12 protein-coding genes are annotated in these 17743 nt (G+C 69.8%); 8 read left to right on the forward strand and 4 right to left on the reverse strand.

Annotation, left to right across the window (positions count from 1 at the left end; all coding sequences use genetic code 11):
* The first annotated feature begins 69 nt into the window (after positions 1-69).
* Both AC07PV_RS19055 and AC07PV_RS19060 read left to right on the forward strand, forming a co-directional pair.
* A complete protein-coding gene (locus AC07PV_RS19055) occupies positions 70-1098 on the forward strand; it encodes a right-handed parallel beta-helix repeat-containing protein (RefSeq protein WP_218296745.1) in 1029 nt (342 codons plus the stop codon).
* 67 nt (positions 1099-1165) lie between these two features.
* Complete coding sequence (locus AC07PV_RS19060) at positions 1166-3424, forward strand: IPTL-CTERM sorting domain-containing protein (protein ID WP_304505118.1); 2259 nt, start codon at positions 1166-1168, stop codon at positions 3422-3424.
* Between the two features lie 115 nt (positions 3425-3539).
* Here the strand turns inward: AC07PV_RS19060 and AC07PV_RS19065 are convergent, their stop codons facing one another.
* Positions 3540-4895, reverse strand: coding sequence for a dicarboxylate/amino acid:cation symporter (locus tag AC07PV_RS19065; RefSeq protein WP_218296744.1), 1356 nt, complete (start codon positions 4893-4895; stop codon positions 3540-3542).
* A 234-nt stretch (positions 4896-5129) separates the two neighbouring features.
* Here AC07PV_RS19065 and AC07PV_RS19070 point away from each other — a divergent pair, with 234 nt between their 5' ends.
* Complete coding sequence (locus AC07PV_RS19070) at positions 5130-7811, forward strand: hybrid sensor histidine kinase/response regulator (protein ID WP_492245009.1); 2682 nt, start codon at positions 5130-5132, stop codon at positions 7809-7811.
* A 217-nt stretch (positions 7812-8028) separates the two neighbouring features.
* On the opposite strand, the gene AC07PV_RS19075 is transcribed toward AC07PV_RS19070, so the two are convergent.
* The 3 genes from AC07PV_RS19075 to AC07PV_RS19085 form a co-directional block, all read right to left on the reverse strand.
* Entirely contained in the window at positions 8029-8673 is a 645-nt protein-coding gene (locus AC07PV_RS19075; protein WP_218296742.1) for a LuxR C-terminal-related transcriptional regulator, read from the reverse strand.
* Positions 8674-8834: 161 nt separating this feature from the next.
* Positions 8835-9758, reverse strand: coding sequence for a LysR family transcriptional regulator (locus tag AC07PV_RS19080; RefSeq protein ID WP_218296741.1), 924 nt, complete (start codon positions 9756-9758; stop codon positions 8835-8837).
* A gap of 132 nt (positions 9759-9890) precedes the next feature.
* Positions 9891-11816 (reverse strand): acyl CoA:acetate/3-ketoacid CoA transferase, encoded by a 1926-nt coding sequence (locus AC07PV_RS19085; protein ID WP_494631051.1) that lies wholly within the window; start codon positions 11814-11816, stop codon positions 9891-9893.
* Positions 11817-12048: 232 nt separating this feature from the next.
* Between AC07PV_RS19085 and AC07PV_RS19090 the strand changes: the two genes are divergently transcribed.
* The 5 genes from AC07PV_RS19090 to AC07PV_RS19110 all read left to right on the forward strand — a co-directional run bounded on the left by AC07PV_RS19090 (position 12049) and on the right by AC07PV_RS19110 (position 17494).
* A complete protein-coding gene (locus AC07PV_RS19090; protein WP_218296739.1) occupies positions 12049-14259 on the forward strand; it encodes a malate synthase G in 2211 nt (736 codons plus the stop codon).
* A gap of 264 nt (positions 14260-14523) precedes the next feature.
* Positions 14524-14796 (forward strand): cysteine-rich CWC family protein, encoded by a 273-nt coding sequence (locus tag AC07PV_RS19095; protein WP_492254110.1) that lies wholly within the window; start codon positions 14524-14526, stop codon positions 14794-14796.
* A 24-nt stretch (positions 14797-14820) separates the two neighbouring features.
* Positions 14821-15027, forward strand: a complete 207-nt coding sequence (locus tag AC07PV_RS19100) for a 4-oxalocrotonate tautomerase (protein WP_370627859.1) — start codon at positions 14821-14823, stop codon at positions 15025-15027.
* A 173-nt stretch (positions 15028-15200) separates the two neighbouring features.
* Positions 15201-16697 (forward strand): DHA2 family efflux MFS transporter permease subunit, encoded by a 1497-nt coding sequence (locus tag AC07PV_RS19105; protein ID WP_492254111.1) that lies wholly within the window; start codon positions 15201-15203, stop codon positions 16695-16697.
* Positions 16698-16726: 29 nt separating this feature from the next.
* Positions 16727-17494, forward strand: a complete 768-nt coding sequence (locus tag AC07PV_RS19110; protein WP_218296735.1) for a class II glutamine amidotransferase — start codon at positions 16727-16729, stop codon at positions 17492-17494.
* Positions 17495-17743 lie beyond the last annotated feature (249 nt).

The following is a 17743-nucleotide window of genomic DNA, read 5'->3' on the forward strand; positions in this document are numbered from 1 at the left end:
GACTTCACGCCAATGCTTTCAATTTCATAGCTGCCTGCGCTTTCTGTGTGGGCGCTGGAAGCCTTTTTTATGCCCAAACGAATCGCCCTCGCCGCCGCCTGCCTGCTGGCCGCCAGCCTGGCCCCCGCGGCCACCATCACCGTCAACACCACGACCGTCATGGGGGGCGACGGCCTGTGCAGCCTGACCGAGGCCCTCGGCAGCGCGGTGACGGATACCGTCTGGGACGCCGACTGCGCGCTGGGCAGCGGCGCCGACACCATCGCGTTCGACCCCGCCGCCTTTCCCGCAGGCAGCACCATCACGCTGGGCAGCGCGCTGGACATCTACCAGGCCTCGAACACCACCATCGACGGCGGCGGGCGCGTGACCCTGGACGGCGGCGGCGCCACACCCCTGGTCACCGCCACGCTGGCGGGCACCACGCTCACGCTGCGCGGGCTGACGCTGGCCGGCGGCAATACCGCCGGCGGCGGCCCGACGGATGGCGGCGGCATCTACGCGGACGGCGTCACCCTGAACATCGACCACAGCGTCATCACCGGCAACACGGCCCTGGCCAACGGCGGCGGCCTCTTCAGCCGCGACAGCACGGTGACCATCACGGACAGCCAGTTCACCGCCAACACCGCCAGCCTGGGCGGCGCCGTCTACAGCACGGGCAGCGGCTCGCTGACGGTGGCGAACAGCCGCTTCACGGGCAACGTCGCCGGCCAGCAGGGCGGCGCCCTCTACAGCGGCGTGAACACGCTGGTCACCGGCAGCATCATTGCCAACAACGCCAGTCCTGCCGCAGGCGGCGCGAACAGGGGCGCGGGCGTCCGGTTCAGTGCTCCGGCCGGGCACACGTTCACGCTGAACCACAACCAGATCACCGACAACACGCCCGGCGACAACTGCTATAGCGCCATCCCCTTCACCGGCACGGGCAACCAGTACTGGCCGGAGAGCGACACGAGCTGCCCCGCAGCCGCGGGCCGCTTCGTCAACCCCCTTGCGCCGCCCGCGGCCATCCCCGTGGATGCGCCCTGGGCGCTGGCGCTGCTGTCTGCGCTGGTGGCCGCGCTGGGCTTGCACCGGCGGCGAGGCGGCGTTTAAGGCCAAAACACCCTTCAACGCCCGCTCAGCAAGCGCAAACAGCTATCAAAACAAAAGCAAACAAGCCATGTTCCACACCCCGTGCCCCCATCCCCTGCGCGGGCTGGCCTGCGCCGCCGCGCTGGTGGCCGCTGGCGCCGCCCAGGCGGCCAGCCTCACCGTGACCAACGGCAACGACAGCGGCCCGGGCAGCCTGCGCCAGGCGCTCGCCGATGCCAACGCCAGCGGCGACACCATCGCCTTCGCGGGCGGCGTGTCCCGCGTGGCGCTGCAGGGCCAGCTCGTCATCGGCAAGAGCGTCACCATCGACGGCCCCGGCGTCACGCTGGACGGGCAGCTTCGGGGCCGCGTGCTGTGGGTCAACGCGGGCGCCACCGCCACCCTGCGCGGGCTGGTCATCACGCGCGGGCTGCTGGCAGGCAAGGGGATCGACGTGGGCGGCACGGCGCAGTCGGGCTCGTCCTGGGGCGCGGGCATCCGCAACGATGGCACGCTCACGCTCGACGGCGTGCAGGTGCAGGGCAACTACGCCACGGGCGGCGGGCAGAGCGGCATGGGCGGCGGCGGCGGGGGCAGCGGCGTGGGGCTGAACATCGGCCAGCCGGGCGAGATCAAGGGCGCGGGCGGCAGCGGAGGCAATGGCAGCAGCCTCAATGGAGGCGGTAGCGGCGCCATCGATGCGCCAACGGGTGGGGAGGGTTTCAGCAATGGCGGCAGCGGCAGCCATGGCGGGGGCGCGGGGGGCGGTGGCGCCGGTGGTGGCGGTGCCGGCGGCGGTGGCTGGGCGGGCGGCGGTGGCGGTGGCGGATGGTACGGCGCGGGAGGTGGCGGCTATGGCGGCGGCGGTGGAAACACCGACGCCGGGAACGGCAGCAACGGCAGCAGCGGCGGCGCAGGCGCAACCCTTGCAGGAAACGGCGGCACCGGCAGCACGGGCTTTCCAGGAAATGCTGGTGACACGGGCGGCGGCGGGGGGTATGCCGCGCTCGGCGGCGTCTGGGTGGGCGGCGGCGGGGGCGGGGGATGGATTAGCGGCGGCGGAAATAGCGCCGGCGGCGCGGCGGCCGGCGGCATCTACAACGCGCCGGGCGCGCAACTCACGGTGCAGGGCGCGGGCTGCGCCATCAGCGCCAACCTGGCCGCGGGCGGTGGCGGTAGTGGTCACCCTGCCAGCTTCGCTGGCGGCCAGGCCGTGGGCGGGCTGTGGAACGATGGCCAGCTGACCCTGGCGCCCGGCTGCGAACACAGCGTCAGCGGCAACGCGGCCGGCGCCGGGATGCGGGGCCGGAACGCAGGCCCTGACCGCGCCGACGCCGACCTGCGCGACGACAAGCTGCTGCAACTGGCCGTGCTGTCCACGGGCGGCAGCGTGGGCGCCACGGCCCCGCCCGCCCCCACGGCAGGCCAGATCACCAACTGCATTGCGAGCAGCGGCACCTGCGAGGCCAGCTACCTCGCGGGCGGCGTGGTGACCCTCACGGCCACGCCCGCCACCGACTGGCACGTGGTGTGGGGCGGCGACTGCGCCGGCAGCGCCACCACCTGCACCGTCACCCTGGACCAGGCGCGCAGCGTGACGGCGAGCTTCGCCATCAACACCCATGCCCTCAGCGCCAGCGCATCGCCCGCCGGCGGCGGCATCGTCACCTGCCCGGCGAGCGTGAACCACGGCGGCGGCGCCACCTGCACCGCCAGCGCGCCCCACGCGGGCTTCACCTTCACCGGCTTTACCGGCTGCGACGGCGTGGACCTGCCCAGCCGCACCTGCACCCTCGCCAACGTGCAGGCCCCGCGCAGCGTGCAGGCGCAGTACGCGGCCATCACCACCGCCACCGGCACCACCGTGCCGGCCGGCGGCGCGGGGGGCGCGGCCAGCGCCAGCTTCACCGGCGGGGGGGCGGGCTGCCGCTTCGACCCGGCGGCCACCGGGTTCATCGCGGCGGCCGCAACGCCGCCAGGCCGCACCGCGCCGCAAGGCGCATTCCGCTTCAAGCTGGTGGGCTGCACCCCGGGCGCGACGGTGCGCGTCACCACCATCTGGCCGCAGGCGGTGGACGACTTCATCAAGCACAGCCATGGCAACTTCATCACGCCCGGCAACCTGCTCATCAACGGCAACACCGTGGGCTTTGACGTGACCGACGGCGGCGTGGGCGATGACGATGGCCTGCAGAACGGCGAGATCCTGGACCCGGCGATGCCCCTGGCCGCCGCCCCCCCCAGCGCCCATGGCATCCCGGCACTGGGCGGATGGGGCTTGCTGCTGCTCACGCTGCTGGCGGGCTCGGCAGGCATGGTGGCGCAGCGGCGCAAGGCATTCGCCTGAACACAGACGGGGGCCAGCGCTTGTCCAGCAAGCGCAAGTAGCTATTACATCAATAGCAAAAAAAAGCGGCACAAGCCCCGGGGCCTGCGCCGCTGCGGCGGCGAGTGGCGACGTATCAGGCCGCGGAGCGGGCCACCGCGCCCAGGGGCACCTCGGCGGCGGGCACCACCCCGGGGGCGGGCAGCGGATGGCCGTTCAGCGCGGCGTCCAGGCGTTCGTGGTCCAGCGCGTTTTCCCAGCGCGAGACGACCACGGTGGCGACCGCGTTGCCGATGAAGTTGGTCAGCGAGCGGCACTCGCTCATGAAGCGGTCCACGCCCAGGATCAGCGCCATGCCGGCCACCGGCACCTCGGGCACCACGGCCAGGGTGGCGGCCAGGGTGATGAAGCCCGCGCCGGTCACGCCCGCCGCGCCCTTGGACGACAGCATGGCCACCAGCAGCAGCGCCACCTGGTGGCCCAGCGAGAGTTCGGTGTTGGTGGCCTGGGCGATGAACAGCGCGGCCAGCGTCATGTAGATGTTGGTGCCGTCCAGGTTGAACGAGTAGCCCGTGGGCACCACGAGGCCCACCACCGACTTGCTGCAGCCGGCCTTTTCCATCTTCTCCATCAGCGACGGCAGGGCCGATTCGGACGACGAGGTGCCCAGCACCAGCATCAGCTCGGCCTTCAGGTAGCGGCACAGCTTGAGCACCGAGAAGCCGCACAGCCGGGCCACGAAGCCCAGGATGACCACCACGAACAGCAGCGAGGTGATGTAGAACGAGCCCACCAGCCAGGCCAGGTTGACGAGCGAACCCAGGCCGAACTTGCCGATGGTGAAGGCCATGGCGCCGAACGCGCCGATGGGCGCGGCCTTCATCACGATGCCCACCACCTTGAACACGGGCGTGGTCAGCGCTTCCAGAAAATTCTGCACCGGGCGGCCGGCCTCGCCCACCATGGCCAGCGCGATGCCGAACAGCACGGCCACCAGCAGCACCTGCAGGATGTTGTCGCCCACGAAGGGGCTGACCAGCGTCTTGGGGATGATGTCCATCGCGAAGCCGGTGAGCGACATCTCGTGCGACTTGGCCACGTAGGTCTTCACGGCCGTCTGGTCCAGGTCGGCGGGGTTGATGTTCATGCCCGCGCCGGGCTGCACCACGTTGGCCACCACCAGGCCGACGACCAGCGCCAGCGTGGAGAAGAACAGGAAGTACGCCATGGCCTTGCCGAACACCCGGCCCACGGTGGAGAGCTGCGACATGCCCGCGATGCCGGTCACGATGGTCAGGAAGATCACCGGGGCGATGATCATCTTCACCAGCTTGATGAACGCGTCGCCCAGCGGCTTGAGCGCCTCGCCGTAGGCCGGCTCGAAGTGGCCCAGCAGCACCCCGAGGACGATGGCGACCACCACCTGGAAGTACAGTTGCCGGTAAAAGGGAAGCCGCACGGGATGGGCGGTGGGGGCGGTAATGGCGTGCATGGGGATGTCTCCTGAAATCACGGTGACTGCACCAGCGGGGTGCGTCGAGGGTGCCGTTTGTACAGCCGCCCCCGGATTCAGCCGATAACCTATTGGTATTAGTCGGTGGCACCGCCAGAGGGCGCCCCGTGCCCCAATATAGGGAAAACCCCTAGGCGCCAGCGAGGTGAGGCACACTCGCTGCCCTCACCATCACAGCCCGGGGCACGCTCCCGGCCCCCTGATTTCTGCCCCATGACGACGCCGCGCCTTCGCAAATTCTGGACCCTGCTGATCCTCCTCACCGGCATGGCGGGCAGCATGTTCGTGGCCGGGCAGTGGGCGTGGCAGCGTTCGCTGCACGAGGAGAGCGACAGCGTGCAGCAGCAGCTGACCCTGTACGGCCAGACGCTGGCCCAGCGCATCGACCGCTACCGCACCCTGCCCGAGGTGCTGGCGCTGGACGCGCAGCTGCAGGATGCGCTGACCCGCGCCCTGAGCCCGGCGGAGGTGGAGCAGCTCAACCTCAAGCTGGAGCAGGCCAACGGCGCGAGCCAGTCGTCCACGCTCACCCTGCTCAACCGCGAAGGGCTGGCCGTGGCGGCCAGCAACTGGCGCACCACCACCAGCAACGTGGGGGTGGACTACAGCTTTCGCCCGTATGTGCAGGAGGCGCTGGCGCAGGGGCGCGGCAGCTTCTACGGCATCGGCGTGACCACGGGCGAGCCGGGCTACTTCCTGTCGCAGGCCATCCGCGACGCCAGCGGCCACACGCTGGGTCTGGTGGCGATCAAGATCGCGCTGCAGGAGCTCGAGCGCGAGTGGCTGCAGACGCCGGACATCGTGCTGGCCTCCGACGCGCACGGCGTGGTGTTCCTGGCCAGCCAGGACGCGTGGCGCTACCGCCTGCTGGAGCCCCTGGGCGACGAGGAGCGCCGCGAGCTCAACGCCACGCGCCAGTATTCGAACCAGCCGCTGCGCCCGCTGGCCTGGCGCGTGGACGACCACATGGACAACGGCGGCCGCCTGGTGCGCCTGTTGTCGCCCGACCTGCCGCCCCTGCCCGGCCGCGTGCTGTGGCAGACCCAGCCGCTGCCCGGCACGCCCTGGCAGCTGCACCTGGTGCACGACACGCACAGCAGCATCGCCGACAGCCGCTGGGCCGCGGCGGCCGGCGGCGGCGGGTGGCTGGCACTGGCCCTGCTGGTGCTGTTCGTGCGCCAGCGGCAGCGCCTGGCGAACCTGCGCCAGCGCAGCCGCCAGGAGCTGGAGACCGTGCTGCAGCAGCACGCGCAGGAGCTGCGCACCGCCCAGGACGGCATCGTGCAGGCGGCGCAGCAGGCCGCCCAGCAGACCGACACGGGCCTCTCGCGCAGCCTGGAGCACCTGCCCCAGGGCGTGGTCATCATCGATGCCGACCTGAACCTCGTGGCCTGGAACTCGCGCTACGTGCAGCTGTTTCGCTACCCCGCCGACCTGATGCGCGTGGGCCAGCCCATCGCGGACCTGCTGCGCCACAACGCGCGCCGCGGCTTGCTGGGCCCCGGCCCGGCCGACGAGGCGATCGAGCGGCGCCTGTCGCACCTGCGCAGCGGCCTGCCCCATCTGCACGAGAGCGCCAAGGGCGATGGCACGGTGCTCGAGATCCGCGGCAACCCGCTGCCCGAAGGCGGCTTCGTGACCAGCTATGCCGACATCACCAGCTACAAGAACGCCGCACGCGAACTGCGCAGCCTGGCCGATGCGCTGGAGCAGCGCGTGGCCGACCGCACGCGCGACCTGGACGCCGCGCGGCGCGAGGCCGAGCGCGCCAACCGCTACAAGACCCGCTTCGTCGCGGCCGCCGTGCACGACCTGCTGCAGCCGCTGAACGCCGCGCGCATGTTCACCTCGCTGCTGCGCAGCCACCTGCAGGACGACGCCGAGCGGCGCACGGTGGACAGCATCGACGGCGCGCTCGCTTCGCAGGACGCGATCCTGAGCAGCCTGCTCGATATCTCGCGCATGGAGTCGGGGCAACTGGACGTGCACATCCACGACGTGGCCCTGGGCCCGCTGCTGCAGGTGCTGGCCCACAACTTCGGCGTGCTGGCCGAGGGCCAGGGCCTGAAGCTCCGCTGCGTGCCCACGCGCGCCGTGGTGCGCACCGACGAGAACCTGCTGCGCCGCATCCTGCAGAACTTCGTCTCCAACGCCATCCGCTACAGCCGGCAGGGGCGCATCGTGGTGGGCTGCCGCAGGGCCGGGGACCACCTGCGCATCGAGGTGCACGACCAGGGCCCGGGCATCCCCGAGGCGCTGCAGCGCGAGATCTTCGAGGAGTTCCGCCGCCTGGACGAAGGCCGCGCCGACGACCGGGGCGCGGGCCTGGGCCTGGCCATCGTCGAGCGCCTGGGCCGCCTGCTGGGGCACGAGATCGGGCTGCGCTCGCAGCTGGGGCGCGGCAGTGTGTTCTGGGTGCGCGTGCCGCTGGGCGACCCCGCCGCCGCGCGGCAACAGCCAGCCGCCGCCGCCACGGCCGCTCCACGGCAGCCGCAGGAAGACGCCCCGCTGCAGGGCAGCAGCGCCTGGGTGATCGAGGACGACGGCCCCACCTGCGCCGCGACACGTGCCCTGCTGGAGCGCTGGGGCTGCCAGGTGCCGCTGGCCGGCGGCGCGCCCGAGGCGCTGGCCCAGGCCGAACGCGGCCAGGCGCCGCAGCTGGTGCTGCTGGACGTGCACCTGGGCGCCCGCCACCATGGCCCCGATGTCTACGCCCAGCTGTGCGAACGCTGGGGCCAGGCCCCCGCGGTGATCCTGGTCACCGCCGAGCACGACGCCACGCTGCGCCGGCAGGCGGCCGAACGCGGCTGGGGCTTTCTGGCCAAGCCGGTGCGGGCGCCGGCGCTGCGGGCGCTGGTGAGCCAGACGCTGCTGAGACAGGGAGCATCCCCCTGAGCCGCTGCGTGGCTTCCTCCTTCTTTCTCTCTGCGCGCTGCGCGCTACGGGAAGGGGGACGGCGCCAGTGCAGGCACCGTGTGCTGGCGGCCCTCGCACGGCGTCTCGCACATGGTGCTGCGCCCGGTTGGGGAGGCTGCGCTCGTCGCTACGCTTTTAGTAGCTGCCAGCGCTTGATGAATAGGCGACAGCGGCCGTTTTGATTCAGATCCCGACCTCAGGAAGACACGCCGTCTTCCGTCTCCAGGCTTTTCACCAGCACCGCCGCCTGCGTGCGGCTGTAGCACGCGAGCTTTTTCAGGATGGCCGTGACATGCACCTTCACGGTGTTCTCCGCCAGGCCCAGCGCGGCGGCGATCTGCTTGTTGAGCAGGCCGTCGGCCAGGCACAGCAGCACGCGGAACTGCTGGGGCGTGAGCTGCGCGAGCCGCGCGGCCAGCTCGGCGTCGGCCTCGGAGCGCTCGGCCGCCATGGGCGGGAACCAGCTGCCGCCGTCGAGCACGGCCTCGATGGCCTCGCCCATGGCCTCGGCCGGCGCGGACTTGGGGATGAAACCGGCCGCGCCGAACTGCTGCGCGCGGCGGATCACGCGCGGGTGGTCGTTGGACGAGATGATGACCACCGGCAGCTCGGGGTACTCGCCGCGCACGTGCAGCAGCGAGGAGAAGCCGCGCGCGCCGGGCATGCTCAGGTCCAGCAGCACCAGCTCCACCTCGGGGTGCTCCTGCAGCGCCGTGCCCAGCGTGGCGGCGCTGGCCGCCTCCAGCGTGCGGAACTGCGGCAGACGCTCATGCAGCACGTGCAGCACGGCGGCGCGGAACAGCGGGTGGTCGTCAGCGACGAGAAGCGTGGGCTCGGCCATGGAGTGCGCAGTCTGCCACGGGGCGGTCCATCAGCACCACCCGTCGCACGGAGCGGGCCAACGCATGGGGCGCGCCAAGGCCAGCGCTACCGTGGAACCGGCTTGGCCCCCGGAGGCATCCCGCTTCGCGTCGGAGGAAGGCGCGCAGCGGCCCAGGGAAGTCATTCGCCTTTCCAGAACGCGGGCTGCGCGTACTGGTGTTTCAGGAAGTCGATCCACAGCCGCACGCGCAGCGGCAGGTGCTTGCGCTGGGGGAACACCACATAGATGCCGTTGGGCGGCGCGGCGAAGTCCTCCAGCACCGCGACCAGGCGACCAGCGGCGATCTCGGCCTCGACCTCCCAGGTGCTGCGCCAGGCAATGCCCCAGCCGCCCAGGCACCAGTCGTGCAGCACCTGGCCGTCGGAGCAGTCGAGCGGCCCGCCGGGCTTCAGATGCATGACCTCCGTGGCGCCATCCGCAAGGGGCACCCGGAACGCCCAGCCGCGCGTCTGCGATGCGTCGCTGGACAGCGTGAGGCAGTCGTGCTGCACGAGTTCGGCCGGCGCGCGCGGCGTGCCGCGCCGGGCCAGGTATTCGGGCGTGGCCACGCACAGGCGGCGGTTGTCGGCGATGCGAACGCTCACCAGCGACGAGTCGGGCAGGTCGCCCACGCGCACGGCGCAGTCGAAGCCTTCCCCCGCGAGGTCCACCACGCGGTCGCTGAGGTTCAGCGAGATGGTCACGTCCGGGTGCGCCGAGCGAAAACGCGGCACCAGCGGCGCCACATGGCGGCGGCCAAAACCGGCGGGCGCGGTGATGCGCAAATGGCCCGTGGCCTTGACCCCGCCTTCCGACACGCTGGCCTCGGCATTGGCCACGTCGGACAGCAGGCGCTGGCAGTCTTCCAGGAACGCGCTGCCCTCGTGCGTGAGGCTGATGCGCCGCGTGGTGCGCACCAAGAGCTTCACGCCCAGGTGCTCTTCCAGCGCGTCGAGCCGCCGCCCCATGATGGCGGGCGCCACGCCCTCGGCCTTGGCGGCGGCCGTGAGGCTGCCGCGCGTGGCCACCGACACAAAGGATTCGAAGGCCTTGAGTTTGTCCATGGGCAGTGATTATGGAGACATCCGAGGGCGTGCAAGCCCGGCGCCGCACGGGCCTTACGCCCCCGGCCTTGAAGCAAAAACAGCGTCCAGCGCCCGGGGGCATTGCGCCAATAGCTATTGTTTTTATAGCATTCAGAACAGGCGCGACTTGAGGAAACCCACCGTGCCATACCGCTTGACGTCCGCGTAGTGGTCGCGCGTGAGCCCCTGCACCATGGCGGTGTAGGCATCGGCCAGGTCGGGCGCGATGGTGAAGTGGTCGTAGTTCACGATGACCTCCACGCGCTCGCCCTGGGCGGCAAGCGGTGCCAGCAGGCGACGCACCTCGTGCTCGATGGCGTCGATGGTGGTGGCCGTGTTGATCTGCAGGCCCGAGAAGTCGATGTGCAGCAGCCTGCGCGCGGCGTCGAGCTCGAAGCGCTGCACCAGCGGGCGGTTGAGCAGCTGCTCGCGCAGGCCCAGCGGGCCGGGCTCGAACAGGCGCATGTCCATGACCTGCAGGCCCGGGCTGATGCGCGGCGTGAAGGCCATGTGGGCCAGCACGTCGCGGTGCAGGTCGATGCCGGGCGCCAGCTCGATCAGCTCCAGCGCGCCGCCGCCGCCCTCCTCGCCCGAGGGCACCAGGCGGAACACGCAGCGCTCGGTGACGTACAGCACGCGCTGGCCGCGCCGCAGCGCCTCGGCGCCGCTGAAGGTGCGGTGCTCGACCTCGCGCACCAGCTTGCGCGCGCCGCCTTCGTGCAGGATGTGCAGGTGGCCGTCGACCGCCTCCACCTGCAGCGCCCCCGCCGTGAACGTGCCGACGAACACCACGGTCTTGGCGTTCTGGCTGATGTTGATGAAGCCGCCCGCACCCGCCAGGCGCGGCCCGAACTTGCTCACGTTGAGGTTGCCGTGCTGGTCGGCCTGCGCCAGGCCCAGGATGGCGATGTCCAGGCCGCCGCCGTCGTAGAAGTCGAACTGGTTGGGCTGGTCGATGATGGCCTGCGGGTTCACGGCCGCGCCGAAGTTCAGGCCCCCGGCGGGGATGCCGCCGATCACGCCGGGCTCGGCCGTGAGCGTGACCAGGTCGATGATGCGCTCCTCGGCCGCCACGTTGGCCACGCCCTCGGGCATGCCGATCCCCAGGTTCACCACCTGGTGCGGGCGCAGCTCCAGCGCCGCGCGGCGGGCGATGATCTTGCGCTCGGTCAGGGGCATCGCCTCCAGCGTGTCCACGGGCACGCGCAATTCGCCCGCGAACGCGGCGCTGTAGGGCTCGGCAAAGGTCTGGTGGTGGTGCGCGGGCTCGGTGGCCAGCACCACGGCGTCCACCAGCACGCCGGGCACCTTCACCTGCCGGGGGTTGAGCGTGCCGCGCTCGGCGATGCGCTCGACCTGCGCAATGACCACGCCGCCCGAGTTGCGCGCGGCCATGGCGATGGCCAGCGCTTCGAGCGTGAGCGCCTCGCGCTCCATGGTGAGGTTGCCATCCGCGTCGGCCGTCGTCGCGCGGATGATGCCGACGTGGATCGGGAAGGCCTTGTAGAACAGGTAGTCCTGCCCGTCGATGGGCAGGATGCGCACCAGGTCTTCGGTGGTGCGCGCATTGAGCTTGCCGCCGCCATGGCGCGGGTCCACGAAGGTGTCGAGGCCCACGCGCGTGAGCGTGCCGGGCTTGCCCGCGGCGATGTCGCGGAACAGGTGCGTGATCACGCCCTGCGGCAGGTTCCAGGCCTCGATCTGGTTGTCCACCGCGAGCTTCTGGATGCGCGGCACCAGGCTCCAGTGCCCGCCGATCACGCGCCTGAGCAGGCCCGCGTGGCCCAGGTGGTTGAGGCCGCGCTGCTTGCCATCGCCCTGGCCTGCGGCGTAGACCAGGGTGAGGTCGCGCGGGGTCTGTGTGGCCTCCCAGCGCTGGGCGAGCGCCACGGCGATGCTCTCGGCAAAGCCGATGCCGACGAAGCCGCCCGTGGCCACGGTGTCGCCATCGTGGATGAGCAACACCGCGTCGGCGGCGCTGACGATCTTGTTCTTGTAGGCTGCGTTCAGCGCGCCAGCGGCCATGGGTGCCTGCATGGGTTTGTCTCCCGGTGGGTTTGTTGTGTGCGCAGCGTAGTGGGTAACCGGCCAAAGCACCATTCCGGGCGACTACGGACGGCCACCAGTTGTGCGTAAAAGTCACTGGTTTAGAGATTTTCAGCGTATTTATGTGGGCAAATATTTGCAATACAGTCTGCCCATGGCCTGCTCATGCAGGTCCCGTTTTCTTTTTCATTGATCCACGTTTGCACAACTTTCTAGGCACCCCATGACCGATCGCACCAAAGTCCACGGCCTGCAAGTGGCCACCTCCCTGTACCGCTTTGTCGAAGACAAGGTGCTGCCCGGCACGGGTGTCGATGCCGCCGCCTTCTGGAAGGGCTTTGACGCTATCGTGGCCGACCTGGCCCCGCGCAACATCGCCCTGCTGGCCGAGCGCGACCGCCTGCAGACCGAGCTGGACACCTGGCACAAGGCCAACCCCGGTCCCATCAAGGACATGGTGGCCTACCGTGGTTTCCTGGAAAAGATCGGCTACCTGGTGCCCCAGCCCGCCGATGTGAAGGCCACCACCGCCAATGTGGACGACGAGCTGGCCACGCAGGCCGGCCCGCAGCTGGTGGTGCCCATCCTGAACGCCCGCTACGCGCTCAACGCCGCCAACGCGCGCTGGGGCAGCCTGTATGACGCGCTGTACGGCACGGACGCCATCAGCGAAGAAGGCGGCGCCGAAAAGGGCAAGGGCTACAACCCCGTGCGCGGCGCCAAGGTGATCGCGTTCGCGCGCCAGGTGCTGGACGACACCGCGCCGCTGGCTGCGGGTTCGCACAAGGATTCGACGGGCTACAAGGTGGAAGGCGGCCAGCTGGTCGTCTCGTTCGCCAACGGGAGCACCACGGGCCTGAAGGATCCCTCGCAGTTCAAGGGCTACCAGGGCAACGCCGCGGCGCCTTCGTCGGTGCTGCTGCAGCACAACGGCCTGCACCTGGACATCCAGATCGACCGTTCCACGCCCATCGGCCAGTCCGATGCGGCGGGCGTGAGCGACCTGGTGCTGGAAGCCGCGCTCTCCACCATCCTGGACCTGGAAGACTCCGTGGCCGCTGTGGACGCTGAGGACAAGGTGCTGGGCTACAGCAACTGGCTGGGCATCATCCAGGCCACGCTGACCGAGCAGGTCGCCAAGGGCGGCAAGACCATCACGCGCGGGCTGAACCCTGACCGCATCTATACGGGCCCGCAAGGTGGCGAGGTGCGCCTGCACGGCCGCTCGCTCATGTTCCTGCGCAACGTGGGCCACCTGATGACCAACCCGGCCATTCTCTGGACCGACGCGCAGGGCGCGCAGCGCGAGATCCCAGAAGGCATCATGGATGCAGTGGTCACAACGGCCATCGCATTGCACGACCTGCAAGGCCACGGCGCGAACGGTATCCGCAACTCCCGCAAGGGCAGCGTCTACATCGTCAAGCCCAAGATGCACGGCCCGGCCGAGGTGGGCTTTGCCAGCGACCTGTTCGGCCGCGTGGAGCAACTGCTGGGCCTGCCCGCCAACACCGTGAAGCTGGGCATCATGGACGAAGAGCGCCGCACCTCCGTCAACCTCAAGGCCTGCATTGCCGCTGCATCGAGCCGCGTGGCGTTCATCAACACCGGCTTCCTGGACCGCACCGGCGACGAGATGCACACCGCCATGCACGCCGGCCCCATGGTGCGCAAGGGCGACATGAAGACCAGCGCCTGGATCCAGTCGTACGAGAAGAACAACGTGCTGGTGGGCCTCTCCTGCGGCCTGCGCGGCAAGGCACAGATCGGCAAGGGCATGTGGGCCATGCCCGACCTGATGGCCGAGATGCTCAAGCAAAAGATCGCCCACCCCAAGGCCGGCGCCAACACCGCCTGGGTACCCAGCCCTACCGGCGCGACGCTGCACGCGCTGCACTACCACCAGGTCAACGTGGCCGAGATCCAGATCGGCCTGGAGAAGACCGACGTGAACGCCGAGCGCGACAACCTGCTGACCGGCCTGCTCACCGTGCCCGTGGCAGCCGCCCCCAACTGGAGCGACGCCGAGAAGCAGCAGGAGCTGGACAACAACGCCCAGGGCATCCTGGGCTATGTGGTGCGCTGGGTGGACCAGGGCGTGGGCTGCTCCAAGGTGCCCGACATCCACAACGTGGGCCTGATGGAAGACCGTGCCACGCTGCGCATCAGCAGCCAGCACATGGCCAACTGGCTGCTGCACGGCGTGGTGACCGAAGCGCAGGTGCGCGAGACCTTCGAGCGCATGGCCGCGGTGGTGGACGGCCAGAACGCGGGCGACCCGCTGTACCAGCCGATGGCGGGCCACTTCGCCACCAGCATGGCCTACCAGGCCGCCTGCGACCTGGTCTTCAAGGGCCAGGAGCAGCCCAGCGGCTACACCGAACCCCTGCTGCATGCCTGGCGCCTGAAGCTCAAGGCCGCACAGGCCACCTGATTCCGGGAGCGCCGCGCGCAAAGCGCGCCACGCTCACCTATTGATAGCTGCCAGCGCCTGCCCATCAAGCGCTGGCAGCTGTTTTTTTATGGATTGCCCTGGCTGCGGCGGGCCACGTGCCAGTGGTGCGCGGCACGGACCGCCCGCCGCGCATGGCACCGGCGCCCAGGCTTTCCCGCTGCGCGGAAGACGGGACGCCGCAGGCGCCTTACACTGGGCCCGCAGCCGCCTCCCATCCACAGCGGGCGCGTGCCGCCCGCCATCATGCCGCCCTCCAGTGCCCCGCCATCCGCTGCGCCGTCTTCCTCCCCCTCCTCCAGCTGCCCCCTGTGCGGCCAGCCGAACCAGTGCGCCATCGCGGCGGGCCAGCCCGCCGAGAGCTGCTGGTGCATGGCGCGGGTGATCAACCCGGAAGCGCTGGCGGCGCTGCCGGCCCCAGCACGGGGCCAGGTGTGTATCTGTCCTGCGTGCGGCGCGCGGGGCGCTCCAGCGGCGCCCCGGCCCGGCGCCCCTGCGGACGCGCCGGCGCCGATATGATTTCCGCTTTTGTTTTCTGCAACTATCTCCAAGGAGGCTGATATGCCCACGTACCACGTCGAAATGATGGAAGGCCGCACGGTCGAGCAAAAGCGCAAGCTGGTGGAAGAGATCACCCGCGTCTCCGTCGAGGTGCTCGGCGGTTCGCCCGAGTCGGTGGACATCCTGATCACCGACGTCAAGCGGGAGAACTGGGCCACGGGCGGCAAGCTCTGGTCGGAGAGGAGCTGACTGAGGCACTGGGCGCCTTCCCCCTGCTCTCGAATTGCTTTGCAGCAATCCGAAAAAGGGAGGGCCCGGTCCTCGGTGCGGGGCGGCCCGTCCCTGACTGCGCTGGCCTGGGGCTGCGCCAGCCCATTGAAGAGTCCGTGCTTCTTCGCAACTGAACGCCAGCCCACCGATCCATGACAACACAGCCTTCTTCTGGTTCCCTCGCCGCCCTGCGCGAACGCCATGGCGAGCGCTACCGCTGGCTGCTGCTGCTGTCCGTCATGGTCGGCACGATGGCGTCGATCATGTCGTCGACCATCGTGAACGTGGCCATCCCCGACATGAGCCACTACTTCACCCTGGGCCAGGAGCGCGCCCAATGGGTCACCTCGGGCTTCATGGTGGCCACCACGGTCTCGATGCTGACCACGCCGTGGCTCCTGTCCCGCTATGGCTACCGCGCCACCTATGTGGGCGCCATGCTCCTGCTGCTGGCCGGCGGCATCGGCGGCGGGCTGGCCCGTGATTTCGGCCTGGTGCTGGCCGCCCGGGTGGCCGAGGGGCTGGCGGCCGGGGTCGTGCAGCCCATTCCCGCCGTCATCATCCTCTACGCCTTCCAGCCCCACGAGCAAGGCCGCGCCAGCGGCATCTTCGGCATGGGCGTGGTGCTGGCGCCCGCCATCGGACCGAGCATCGGCGGCCTGCTGGTCGACTGGTTCGGCTGGCGCTCCATTTTCTTCATGGTCGTGCCGCTGTGCCTGGCCTCCCTCTGGCTCGCCTACAAATTCGTGCCCGTCACCGCGCCGGGCGGCGTGGCCGCCAACCGCCAGGGCGAGGCGCTCGACTGGCGCGGCCTGGCGCTGGGCACGGCCGGGACGCTGTGCCTGCTCAATGGGCTGGTGGCACTGCATGGGGGCACCGCATCGGAGGCCATCCTGTTGCTGGCCGGTGCCGTGGTCGCCACGGGCCTCTTCATCGGCTGGCAACGCCGGCAGCTGCGGCAGGGGCGCAAGCCGCTGATGGATTTGCGGTTGTTCCAGTACCGGCAGTTCGCCATGGGCAGCATCGTGGCGTTCATCTATGGCACGGCGCTGTTCGGCTCCACCTACCTGTTGCCGGTGTTCATGCAACTGGGGTTGTCGCTCTCGGCCTCGCACGTGGGCACCATCATGCTGCCCGCGGGCTTCGTGCTGGCCATCACCATCGCCCTGGTGGGACGGCTGGCCGACAGGCAGCCCACGCACCTGCTGGTGAGCATCGGCCTGGCCCTGCTGGCCCTGTCGTTCGGACTCATGGTGCTGGTGGGCCTGGGCTCCGCGCTGTGGATGCTGGTGGCTTTTGCGATCCTGGGCCGCATCGGACTCGGCTTCATCCTGCCGTCGCTCAACCTGGGGGCCATGCGGCCGCTGGACAAGTCGCTGATCTCGCAGGGATCGAGCGCCATCGGCTTCCTGCGCATGCTCGGCGGAGCCGCCGGCGTGAGCCTGTGCGGTATCGTGCTGGAGTGGCGCCTGGGGGCGCATGGTGCATCGCTGACCGCGGGCGCGAGCAACACGGCCCGCATCGACGCCTTTGGCGAGACCTTTCTGATGCTGACCGTGCTGTGCCTGCTGGCCCTGGTTGCCGCATGGCAGCTGCGCGAAGCGCCTGCGGCGCCGGCCGATACCTCCCCCCCTTCACCCCCGGCCTGATGGCCGATTGATCCGGACTTTGCTCGACCATGTGCCAACTGCTCGGTATGAACTGCAACACGCCGACCGACGTGACCTTCAGCTTCACCGGTTTCGCGCAGCGCGGCGGCAACACAGCCGACCATGCCGACGGCTGGGGCATCGCCTTTTTCGAAGACCGGGGACTGCGGCACTTCGTGGACCATCTGCCCGCCGTGAATTCGCCCGTGGCGGAGTTGATCCGTCGCTACCCCATCCAGAGCCGCAACGTGATCGCGCACATCCGCAAGGCCACCCAGGGTGTGGTGAGCCTGCAGAACTGCCACCCCTTCGTGCGCGAGCTGTGGGGCCGGTACTGGGTGTTCGCCCACAACGGTGACTTGAAGGACTTCCGCCCCCGCCTGCATGCGCATTTCCATCCGGTGGGGGATACCGACAGCGAGCACGCCTTCTGCTGGATCATGCAGGAGCTGGCCAAGTCCCATGCCAGCGTGCCCAGCATTGCCGAACTGACCATCACCTTGAAAGAGCTGGCCGCGCGCATCGCGCCGCATGGCACCTTCAATTTCCTGCTCTCCAACGGCCAGGCGCTGTGGGCCCATGCATCCACAGGGCTGTACTACATCGAGCGCAAACACCCGTTCAGCGAGGCACAGTTGTCGGACGAGGACGTGCGCATCGACTTCGCCACCCGGACCACGGCCACGGACCGCGTGGCCGTGATCGTGACGGCCCCCCTCACCACGAATGAGGAGTGGACGGCCTTCGGCAAGGAAGAACTGCTGGTGTTCGTGGACGGACAGCGGCAAGGCGGTTGAGCCACCGGGCTTTCGTGCAGGCCCTTCCCTCGATCCTCGGGGTGTACCGCCCGCGCCTGCCGGACTTAGCTTCGATAAACGCCAGTGGTGTCACGGAAGACGCACTACCCACAACGTGCTTTTCGCCATCCCTCAAAGCAAGAAACCCCAGTCATTGCTGACTGGGGTTTTCTGGGCTGTAAGAGCCTGACGATGACCTACTTTCACACGGGAACCCGCACTATCATCGGCGCAAAGTCGTTTCACTGT

The sequence above is a fragment of the Acidovorax sp. GW821-FHT09A11 genome, assembly GCF_059418365.1.

Coding starts and splice junctions, on each gene's coding strand:
- AC07PV_RS19055 (WP_218296745.1), top strand. CDS start 70: ATGCCCAAACGAATCGCCCTCGCCGCCGCCTGCCTGCTGGCCGCCAGC.
- AC07PV_RS19060 (WP_304505118.1), top strand. CDS start 1,166: ATGTTCCACACCCCGTGCCCCCATCCCCTGCGCGGGCTGGCCTGCGCC.
- AC07PV_RS19065 (WP_218296744.1), bottom strand. CDS start 4,895: ATGCACGCCATTACCGCCCCCACCGCCCATCCCGTGCGGCTTCCCTTT.
- AC07PV_RS19070 (WP_492245009.1), top strand. CDS start 5,130: ATGACGACGCCGCGCCTTCGCAAATTCTGGACCCTGCTGATCCTCCTC.
- AC07PV_RS19075 (WP_218296742.1), bottom strand. CDS start 8,673: ATGGCCGAGCCCACGCTTCTCGTCGCTGACGACCACCCGCTGTTCCGC.
- AC07PV_RS19080 (WP_218296741.1), bottom strand. CDS start 9,758: ATGGACAAACTCAAGGCCTTCGAATCCTTTGTGTCGGTGGCCACGCGC.
- AC07PV_RS19085 (WP_494631051.1), bottom strand. CDS start 11,816: ATGCAGGCACCCATGGCCGCTGGCGCGCTGAACGCAGCCTACAAGAAC.
- AC07PV_RS19090 (WP_218296739.1), top strand. CDS start 12,049: ATGACCGATCGCACCAAAGTCCACGGCCTGCAAGTGGCCACCTCCCTG.
- AC07PV_RS19095 (WP_492254110.1), top strand. CDS start 14,524: ATGCCGCCCTCCAGTGCCCCGCCATCCGCTGCGCCGTCTTCCTCCCCC.
- AC07PV_RS19105 (WP_492254111.1), top strand. CDS start 15,201: ATGACAACACAGCCTTCTTCTGGTTCCCTCGCCGCCCTGCGCGAACGC.
- AC07PV_RS19110 (WP_218296735.1), top strand. CDS start 16,727: ATGTGCCAACTGCTCGGTATGAACTGCAACACGCCGACCGACGTGACC.